Raw genomic sequence first — 10189 nt, forward strand, 5'->3', positions numbered from 1 at the left:
CCAGTAGATCCAGTCGCACCAGTCGAGCCTGTTGCGCCGGTCGAGCCAGTGGCGCCGGTCGAGCCTGTGGCACCAGTCGAGCCGGTTGCGCCGGTCGAGCCAGTGGCACCGGTCGAGCCAGTCGCCCCAGTCGAGCCGGTTGCTCCGGTCGAGCCTGTGGCACCGGTGGACCCGGTTGCACCTGTAGAGCCCGTGGCCCCAGTCGAGCCTGTCGCACCGGTCGAGCCAGTGGCGCCGGTCGAGCCTGTGGCTCCGGTCGAGCCGGTTGCGCCCGTCGACCCAGTTGCTCCGGTCGAGCCCGTTGCGCCGGTCGAGCCAGTCGCGCCGGTATCACCCGTGGCGCCGGTCGAGCCTGTGGCCCCGGTCGAGCCCGTGGCACCGGTCGAGCCGGTTGCGCCGGTCGAGCCTGTGGCTCCGGTTGAGCCCGTCGCTCCGGTCGAGCCCGTGGCACCGGTATCACCCGTGGCGCCGGTCGAGCCTGTGGCTCCGGTCGAGCCAGTCGCCCCAGTCGAGCCCGTGGCACCGGTCGAGCCCGTCGCTCCGGTATCACCCGTGGCGCCGGTCGAGCCTGTGGCACCGGTCGAGCCGGTTGCGCCGGTCGAGCCTGTGGCACCGGTGGACCCGGTTGCACCTGTAGAGCCCGTGGCGCCGGTATCACCAGTCGCACCCGTGGCGCCGGTGGATCCAGTCGAGCCTGTTGCACCCGTCGCACCAGTCGCTCCGGTATCACCGGTGGCGCCGGTTGAGCCTGTCGCGCCTGTATCGCCGGTCGCACCAGTGGCACCGGTTGCGCCAGTCGACCCAGTCGCTCCGCTTGAGCCTGTGGCTCCGGTGGACCCGGTTGCACCTGTAGAGCCAGTCGCTCCAGACGCTCCGGTTGCGCCGGTAGAGCCCGTGGCGCCGGTCGAGCCAGTTGCTCCAGTCGAACCTACAGCGCCAGTATCGCCGGTCGCGCCTGTTGCACCCGTAGCCCCGGTTGCACCAGTCGGTCCTGTTGAACCGCTCGCACCCGTAGAGCCTGTGGCGCCGGTAGTGCCGGTCGCGCCTGTACCACCCGTGGCGCCAGTTGCCCCGGTTGCACCAGTCGGTCCCGTTGAACCGCTCGCACCCGTAGAGCCCGTGGCGCCGGTAGTGCCGGTTGCACCGGTCGCGCCTGTTGCTCCGGTCGGACCCGTGGCGCCGGTCGCGCCTGCCGGGCCTGTCGCCCCAACAGTACTGGTGCTGAAACTGCCGGTATCAAATTGATTGCCCCCGTTACCATTGCTAGGACCAAAGACAGGGCCGTCGGCTAAAGTGTAGGAATTCCCGCCACCAGGCGTAAGTGTTCCAAAAAGGTGGAAGCCGCTGTCATAAATCTTATAAGTATGGGTAGGATCTGGAATCGTTATAGTTACAGCAAATTCACTGGTCACGTTGTTCCCAGATGCTGGAAGAACGAAACTACCAACCAGCAAAGCAGGGCTGACTGACGTATCTATTAAATAATACGTGTTAATATTGGCGCTGCCATTCTGAACAGTCAAGTTGCCAGTGAGTGTCAGATCAACCGCCAGCACGCCGGTGTAACTGGCCACGCCAGCCGATGTCAGCGGCGGCATGGGCGTGGATGTGTGTGCGGATAACTCCCAGGCGCCGCCCAGGGCGGCTGCGCCAACCAGCGACCTGGATGCACGAACGCCCGCGCCCATCGCCTGTTCCAGCGCCTGTATAAAGGCTTCGCCCGCATCCCCTGATGCGGTCTCGCAGCTCCACAGTCGCAGCTCGCCGTCCGCGGCAAGCGCCCTGCCGATTGCGGCAAGATCCTCAGCATCTTCCTTCAGTGTGGCGGCTGACCACTCTCCTGCAGCGAAGCTAACCCGGCCAGGCGCGCCATGTGCGATGACGTGGACGGCGTCGAGCCGGTCGTGCCCTGCGAGCGCGGCAGCGATCTGCCGCGCCGCCGGCTGGCGGCCATCGAGCACGACAGCCCGGACTTCGGGCCTAAGGTTACCGAGAACGGTCTCGAGGTCGGAGATCGAAGGATCGACAAAAAGAATTTCAGAGGCGCGGGCCATGACTGGCTCCTGTTGGCTTCGAATTCGATTCAAGGGAAAACCGCCCATCGGCTGGCCGACGAGCGGTCGGAAGAAGGAGCTTTGGGCGGCGCGGTCATCTTCCCGACGGGCCGACGGCGCCGTCAGGCCGTTCGACAGAGGGGCTCTCTACGCGGAGGAAGCTGCAGGCCTGGAAATTTCCGCCATCGTCGAATGTGCCAATCGCAAATGAGCCGGCTGCGGCGGGAACCTTGACGGTGAGAGCGACGGCGAGGCTTCGTTTGACGGCCTTGGGGAGAATGACCTGACCGACGACGGCGTTCTTGGCCGTGTCCAGGATAAAATAAGGCACATTTTCGGTCGTGTCGCCGATGGGCAAGACGCCCCTCACGGCAACTTCCATGACCGCAAAGCCTGCTATGTACGTCATCTTATCCTCCTTGGTTCGCGGCCACTGTGCCGCGCCGTCAATTGCCATTTGGCGCCAAATGCCCGCTGCCCGACTAGGTCAGCGCATCTGGCGTTCGAAGTGCGTGCGACAGTGCATCAATGAAATTCGTACCGAGCGCCCCAGCCGCTCGGCCGGGCGCTCGGCGGCGAGCGTGATCGACTGGCCTCGTACCTCCGGTTTCGGAAGATCGTGCCGAGATCGGATCTCGACGGATGGATGAAGAAGAGTTCGGAAGAGCGGGCTCACGCGCGCCGGTCAGACCATTCCGCCGATCGGTTCCGGCGAGGCCTAGCCGCAGTGTCCCAAGGTCCCCGTTCAGTCTGGGGGCTGCATGGTTCTTGCGATACGCACGCGATGCTACCTGAATCACAACCCACTCCCGTTACCGTGACGTTGACGTCTCGGCGGCAACTTTCGAAGGAATGGGACGCCGTCCGCCTCCAAAGGGGAGAGCGTAGACACAATACAGCGTTAGCGCGCCCTGCGACGCACCTTACAACCTGCAAAACGGCCCTGATTACCCAGACCCTCTAACTCAACTCCCAGAGAGAGACTTTCGCAGAAATTCGGGCATGAGGCCGTCCAATCCGCGGGCGCCCCTTAACACCGCGTTTTAGTAAATTCGAAAATTAGCGAATTGTAAACTATAAATTAAGCAACTACTAAATTAGCTGAAAGCAGGGTAGCCCCGCTTTAGCAATCGTAGTGGGACGAGTTAGAGAATCGTTATGAAAATCAGGCGCTTGATAGGATCACTTGCAATCCTGCCCGCTTCCGACAGCAATTGAAGGTGGCGCAGCAGATGGGTTAGCAATGTGCCAGCGGATCAGGATGCCTCGACCTTGACGGCAGCATGCAAACGGCGGCGGAATACAGAACCTACCGGTCAGACCGGACGGAGCGGTGAATGCCGGCGGTTGCGGTTCAAGCAGGATCTTTCACCGTTGGGATTGCCGCCCGCTGGCACGACGGCTGGCTGCTAACCACGATGGATAAGGTTAAGCGCGGTTTCCAGAGGACGTCCTGCAGGATCCGTGAGAAGGAATGACCGGATCTTTGGACATATCAGCTGTTGCGCGGCCGGACTGGCAAGTGGACAGCGACAGCGGGGGGGGAAGGCATGAGCGATCGAGACTTGGCGAATCCGCATCGAAACGGATCCGGCAAAGCGCGGCGACACGCGAACCGTCCCCATCGCCGACAGTCACATTGAGGGCCGATGGATCACGCATGACAAACGGCAAACGGCTCTGCCTCAACATGATCGTCAAGAACGAGATGGCGAACCTTGAACGCTGTCTGGGGGCGGTTGCCGGCCACATCGACTGCTGGGTCATCGGCGATACCGGCTCGACCGACGGGACCCAGGATTTCATCAGGTCGTTCTTCGCTGCCCGCAACCTGCCGGGCGAACTGCACGAATTCCCATTCCACAATTTCGAGCAGGCGCGCAACGCAGCACTCGATCATGCCTATGCTTCGCCACTCGCTTACGACTATCTGCTGTTTGACGACGCGGACATGGAGCTGGTGGTCGAGGATCCAGGCTTCCGCCAGCAGCTAGACGGGCCGGGCTACCGATTGCTGCAGCGCTCGGATTCCGGCCTCGCCTATTGGAACACGCGCCTTGCCAGACGCAATGCCGGTGCACGCTACCATGGTGTCACCCACGAGTATCTCGACGTGCCGGGCGGGGTTCAAGAACTCCGCAGCGCCTGGTACAAGGACCACGCCAGCGGCTCGAACCGCGTCGACAAATTCGAGCGAGATGCCCGGCTTTTGCTCGAGGCCCTCGAGAAGGATCCTGAAAACCAGCGCTACTGGTTTTACCTGGCGCAATCCTATCGTGATGCTGGGCGGACAGCGGAGGCCGCGGTGGCTTACGCCAAACGCGCCGCCATGGGCGGCTGGGACGAGGAGGCGTGGAACGCCCGCCTGCAGGGGGCTCGCTGCCTGCGCAAGCTCGGCGACGAGCCAGGCTTCATCGGCGAGGCGCTTATAGCCTTCAATCAACGGCCGCAACGTGCCGAGCCGCTCTATGACCTGGCTCGCTTCTACCGCGACAAAGGGATGAACCACGCCAGCGTCCTGTTTTCTGAAGCAGGGCTGGCCATCAACCGACCAGAGCAGGACATCCTTTTTCTCGAGGACTACGTCTACACGACAGGCCTGCTGGAGGAGTTTGCGATCGCGGCCAATTACGCACGCGATCCGGCGCTCAAGGACCGCGGGTTCGCAGCGTGCAACTGGCTGGCGCTGAACCGGACGATTGCCAATGGCCCCAGGGAACTGGCGTGGTCCAACCTGTTCTTCTATGTGCAGCCTGCCAAGACAATGATGCCGTCCTTCAACGCGCGTCCCATCGGCTTCACGGCGCCCGATGGCTATCGGTCGTCAAACCCGTCGGTGGCTCGATTGGGCGACCAGATCGTGCTGTTGCAGCGAACGGTGAACTACACGCTGGCCGAAGACAACCTGCAATACGACACGCCGGGTGGCGTGCCGGTTCACACGCGCAATTTCCTTCTCCGATTGAGTGATGAGTTCGTCATCCAGTCCGCCAGCGAGGTTTTGCCACCGGCCGATATGCCGCAACCCGCCAACGACCGAGTTCTCGGATTTGAGGACATGCGCCTGTTCGCGTGGCGCGATGCGCTGTGGGGCGTGTCGTGTGTGCGCGAATTGACGGAGGAGGGTTGGTGCGAGCAGATCGTCGCGCGCCTTGACGAGGGCGCTTCCTGCCGGCTGACCGACTGGCGCGTACTCCGCCCGGCGGGGCCGCGGGTGCACGAGAAGAACTGGATGCCGCAAGTCAAGCCAGGCACGGCGGGGGCAGAGACGCTGCGGTTCATCTATCTTTGCGATCCCACCCGAACCGTGGACGCGTGGGGCTCGACTCTCATCGAGAGTCCTCCCGCGATCGCCGCCCAGAGTTTCAGGGGTGGAACGCAGTTGATCGCATTTGCCGGCGGGTGGCTCGCACTGATCCATGAAGTCCAGTGGCGGACCGCCGAGAAGCGGCGTTACTACCTGCATCGGTTCGTCTGGTTCGATGAAGCCAACTCCTTGCGAAAAGTAAGCCGTCCGTTCTTCTTCGACAAAAAGGGCGTCGAATTCGCTGCCGGGCTGGCGTGGCACCCTGACGAAAGGCGCCTGCTGATCTCCTACAGCGTCACCGACAGCCAGTCCTGGATCGCGACCGTCGACGAGGCGGAGGTAAGGTCGCTGCTGGAGGATGTGGACAGCCTGCCATCGGGTGGGGCCGGTGCAGCGTCCAGGCTGACGCCAGCCTCAGGGCATGGGCCAACGGAAGCAGGGAGCAAGCCTGACCGCGCTGACGATGGAACCATGGGCGCCACAAACCAGGCGCCGCCGCAAGGCGAGGACCTCGGCCCCGGCGGCATGAAGTCGACAGACGAAATCTTTCATGAACTCGCGCCGTTTCTGCGCGAGGTCGATTCTCCGCCGCAACGACGGGAACGATCTCGCCAGTTCGACGCGCGGATTTCCCGCTTCCTTAGCCGCGATGACACAGCACTTGCGCAGATCAACTGCTTTTACCAGGTGATGTCCGACAAGGCCGAGCATCGTACCTTGATCGCGGCCACGACCTCGATGCGGGCAGCCGGCCATCCGGTGCGCGTATGGAGCTACGCGCCGGAGAAGCTCGAATTCCTCGTCGCGCGCGGGATCGAAGTCCGCAATGCCGACGACGTCATGCCGCGAGCCTTGTTCGAGCGGATCGTCGCCGGCTCCGAGATCAGATATTTCAGCGATATCTTTCGCTACGCCCTGCTCTACGAGCATGGTGGGCTATGGATGGATTGCGATGTCATCCTTCTGCGAGCCTTCCCGTTCCGCGGCGATCATTTCTTCAATCTGCAATGGCGCGGATCGCACAAGGGCCATTTTGTTTGCGGTAACGTCATCTATGCCAAACCCTACAGCAGTCATCTGAGGGCCCTGTATGAGTTGTCGATCTCGCGCTTCCATGACGCCAGCGGCAAGGAGTTCGGCGACATCGGCCCCAAGCTTCTGTCCGACTACATTGCCTCCGACGCGGGAGCCGAACTGCGAGAATGGGTGTTCAGCCCAATGTTCTTCAACACCATCGATTGGAATGAGATCGACCGGTTCGAGAAGCCGATTGGCGACTTGGCCGACTATCTGAACGATGATCGAGTGTTCGGCATCCACCTATGGACGGCGCGCAACGAGGCCCGGCTTGGCGGCGAAGGGGCGCCGCTGATCTCGGCGCTGATTGACCCTCTCGCCGGATTTTCCTCGCTGACGAAGCTTGCCGACCAATTCCCGACCGACAAGAATAGACACACGGGCAACCGGCACAGCTATGCTCGCGTCTATGATCGGTTGCTGTCGAGCCGCAGGCTTGCGGTGAAGCGTATTATGGAGATCATACAGCACCGCGGCGCTGGGATCGAAGATCGGACCGCACCAGCATCGGTGGGCCTTTGGCAAAAGTACTTTCCGTTCAGCCAAGTGGTCGGCGTCGACCTCAACGATCTTTCCCATCTGAACAATGATAGGTTCAGGTCATTTGTCGGCGATCAGTCTAGGCCGGAGGACCTGCGCAAAATCGCCGCGAAACTCGAACCTGAGTCACTTGACGTGGTTATCGACGACGGCAGCCACACGTCCTTTGGGGAACAGCTTACGCTTCGCGAACTCTTTTCCCTGCTTAAACCGAGTGGATGGTACTTCATCGAAGACCTCGACTGGCAGCCGCCCGGTGAAGACGCGAGCAAGATCACGCTGACCAAGACCCTGCTGCGTGAGATCAAGGAGCAGGGCAGCGCGCGTTCGGTCGATCCGCTGGGGGTGAGCGCGCTTGCCGGTCAGTTCGCCGAAATCCTGTTCTTCGACAGCCACTACGAGTTGAATCGCGCCAAGCTGATGGGTGGTCTCGTGGCCATACGCAAGGGCGCGGGAACTGGGGATACTCGGTAACAATCGGAGCGAGAACCGTCGGTTCAATGTTTGAGAATTCGAACGATATTCAGCTGTTGTCGGTCCCGAGCGACCAGAGGCGATATCTGATCCTGATACGCGCCGGATCGAAGCGCCGCCCTTGCTTTTTTTCCGAGATTCCGCAAGGGGAGCGCCAATACGACCTCGCGATAAATTACTACGCCACGCCACACCCGGACGATATTCTTCGAAATAGGGCCGATATTGTTTTTGCGGGCGGCCGATCAAAAATGCATGGCGCCAAACGGTTCTTCGAGGCTACAGGCCTTCATAACATCTATGAGGGAGTTTTATTCCTTGATGACGATATAGAAATTCTTTTCAATCCTGATGCGTTTTTTGCCATTTGCGATGAATATTCGCTTGATCTTGCTCAACCCGCTCTGACCCCGGATTGCATCGACGCGATGGGGCTGACGCGCGAGCATCCTGGCCTCAAGCTGCGGACCACCAATTGGGTCGAGGTCATGGCCCCGTTCTTCAGGCGCGCGTTCTTGCAGGAGATGCTCCATTCCTTTGACCTGTCGATCTCAGGATGGGGACTCGATCTATATTGGGGTCATCACCTCGCGGACCGATGGACAGCGGGCATCGTCGACGAATTTCTGATGCGGCACACCCAAGTAAGCAATCACGAGACGGGTGCATTCTACTCGTACCTTCGCTCGATCGGCGTTGATCCTTATGAAGAGATGAAGTCGATTCTTACCATGATCAACACCAATCCATACATCGCCAGGCCGATACGTTTTATCTACCGAACGTACTCCTTTCGCGCATAGACCCATGGAAGGTTTCTGGTGAAAGTCGCCGTCTACACCATTGCGTTGAACGAGGCCGCAAACGTCGAGCGCTGGGCCAACTCGGCCGTCGATGCCGATTATCGCATTGTCGCCGACACCGGCAGCACCGACGACACGGTGGCGCGGCTGACCGCTGCCGGCGTTACCGTGCACCGGATAGCGGTCCGGCCATGGCGTTTCGACGATGCCCGCAACGCCGCCATGGCGCTGATCCCGGCCGACGTCGATGTCTGCTGCACAATGGACATGGATCGATTTCTCGAGCCCGGCTGGCGGCCGAAGCTCGAGGCGGCCTGGACGCCCGGGACGACAGCCCTTTACTGCCAGACCGTCTACAGATCGAGTGTCGATGACCCGACGCCGCTGCGAAGCTGGCCGGCGAAGAACTTTCATCATCGCTGGGGATATCGCTTCAAGCGGCCAGTCCACGAAGCCCTGGTCTTCACTGGTGAAACGGAAGTCACGGCGAGCAGCAGAGACATCGTCATGTTCGAGGTTCAGGACCTCGCCAAGCCAACAAGGAGCAGCTACCTGCCGCTGATGGAGGTCGCACACAAGGAAGACCCCGACGACGCTCAAATCTGCTTCTGGCTCGGGCGGGACTTGATGTGGGCCAACCAACACGCGAGGGCCGTTCCGCTGCTTGAGCGGTACCTTGAATTGCCGACAAGCAAGTGGGCGGAAGAACGATCCGAGGCGATGCGTTATATCGCGCGCATGCAGCCAGAGCAGAGATTGTCGTGGCTGGACAAGGCCCGGATCGAGGCGCCGCACCGGCGTGAAGCCTGGCTCGACCTGGCTGAGGAATTCCACGACAAGGGCGACTGGTTGAATCTTTTCTGGGCCTGCAGCAATGGCATCGAGAAGTCGCACCGCACCGGTAGTTACCTTGACGACGCGAACTGCTGGGGGTTTCGGCTGTACGACCTTGGCGCTATCGCGGCCTGGCGCCTCAATGTCATGGACCGAGCGGTAGAATGGGGACAAAGGGCGCTGAACTTGGACCCGGAGAACAAAAGGCTGCAAAATAACCTGCAGCACTTCTGTCAGTTAAAGAATATCGTGCGGAGTGGTGAAGCCGAGTAGCGGCTTTGATATGGCGTTTTTAATCCATGCTAATATACATGGCGCAACCAGGACGCGAGAAAACAAATTCATGCGAATATTGCAATTTGTAGGAATGGGTTGGGCGTTTGGCTCGGTGCACTCAGAGCTGACCAGATACCTGCATCAGCAAGGTATTGTCAGCGACATGCTTGACTGGAGTAAAGCATATTCCCGCTCTGATATGGACATGATGAAGGAATACTACGATTATTTTTACGGTATTCCAGGCGAGACATGGCCGCTCACAGACAATTACGGCATTCCACATGATAAAATAGTTGTCGTAGCGCACGGCGACTACGACCTACATCACGCGATAACCTCGCGTCCGCCTGAAGAAATGGACAGCTTTGCCGAGTACGCCGTGGTCAGTGAATTCCTCCGCGATCTTTCCATCGCGATGGGTATCAAGAGAATTCCGAAAGTTGTCAAATTGGGAGTTAACTATCGAAGGTTCTTTCGACCTATAGCCAACGAACTGAGGGTCGTCGGCTATGGTGGCAGCATGCATCGCGCGGACCATCAAGGCATTGATTTGAAGCGCGGTCACCTTGCCAAAGAGGCCACCGAGGCCGCAGGCCTCGTCTTCTCTCCAGCGGGTCAGTTTCATTACCTGGCGATGCCGCACTACTACGGAAGCGTGCAAGCGGTCCTTGTGACGTCGATAAAAGAAGGTTTCGGCTTGCCGGCGCTGGAGGCTGCCGCGGCCGGTCGGCTGGTTATCAGTACGCCTGTCGGCGAATTTCCACGCCAGGCCGCACTTGGGGCGGGACTTACCGCGCCTTTGGATGATGAGGCCTTTAAGG

The 10189-nt window shown here is 60.5% G+C and carries 5 protein-coding genes and 2 pseudogenes; 4 read left to right on the top strand and 3 right to left on the bottom strand.

The window, feature by feature from the left end:
* The 3 genes and pseudogenes from C1D09_RS06785 to C1D09_RS06790 all read right to left on the bottom strand — a co-directional run.
* Window positions 1–1412 (bottom strand): annotated as a pseudogene (locus C1D09_RS06785) (hypothetical protein); the annotation flags it as partial.
* 198 nt (window positions 1413–1610) lie between these two features.
* Window positions 1611–2102: pseudogene (locus tag C1D09_RS33675) on the bottom strand (DUF4347 domain-containing protein); the annotation flags it as partial.
* A 46-nt stretch (window positions 2103–2148) separates the two neighbouring features.
* A complete protein-coding gene (locus tag C1D09_RS06790) occupies window positions 2149–2511 on the bottom strand; it encodes a hypothetical protein (protein WP_143973558.1) in 363 nt (120 codons plus the stop codon).
* A gap of 1233 nt (window positions 2512–3744) precedes the next feature.
* On the opposite strand from C1D09_RS06790, the gene C1D09_RS06795 reads away from it, so the two are divergent.
* The 4 genes from C1D09_RS06795 to C1D09_RS06810 form a co-directional block, all read left to right on the top strand.
* Window positions 3745–7452, top strand: a complete 3708-nt coding sequence (locus C1D09_RS06795; RefSeq protein ID WP_143973559.1) for a glycosyltransferase — start codon at window positions 3745–3747, stop codon at window positions 7450–7452.
* A 26-nt stretch (window positions 7453–7478) separates the two neighbouring features.
* Window positions 7479–8255 carry a DUF707 domain-containing protein gene (locus C1D09_RS06800; protein ID WP_143973560.1) on the top strand — a complete coding sequence of 259 codons (777 nt, stop codon included), beginning with the start codon at window positions 7479–7481 and terminating at the stop codon, window positions 8253–8255.
* 18 nt (window positions 8256–8273) lie between these two features.
* Window positions 8274–9362: a tetratricopeptide repeat-containing glycosyltransferase gene (locus C1D09_RS06805; RefSeq protein ID WP_167514511.1), complete on the top strand. Its 1089-nt coding sequence runs from the start codon at window positions 8274–8276 to the stop codon at window positions 9360–9362.
* 70 nt (window positions 9363–9432) lie between these two features.
* Window positions 9433–10189, top strand: a 757-nt coding sequence (locus tag C1D09_RS06810) for a glycosyltransferase (RefSeq protein ID WP_167514512.1), incomplete at its 3' end; no start/stop codon positions are given.

It is taken from the genome of Mesorhizobium intechi (assembly GCF_002879535.1).
GTDB lineage: Bacteria > Pseudomonadota > Alphaproteobacteria > Rhizobiales > Rhizobiaceae > Mesorhizobium > Mesorhizobium intechi.

Excerpts from the sequence above, each read along its gene's own strand:
- C1D09_RS06795 (WP_143973559.1), top strand. The coding sequence starts at position 3,745 with ATGATCGTCAAGAACGAGATGGCGAACCTTGAACGCTGTCTGGGGGCG.
- C1D09_RS06790 (WP_143973558.1), bottom strand. The coding sequence starts at position 2,511 with ATGGCAATTGACGGCGCGGCACAGTGGCCGCGAACCAAGGAGGATAAG.
- C1D09_RS06800 (WP_143973560.1), top strand. The coding sequence starts at position 7,479 with ATGTTTGAGAATTCGAACGATATTCAGCTGTTGTCGGTCCCGAGCGAC.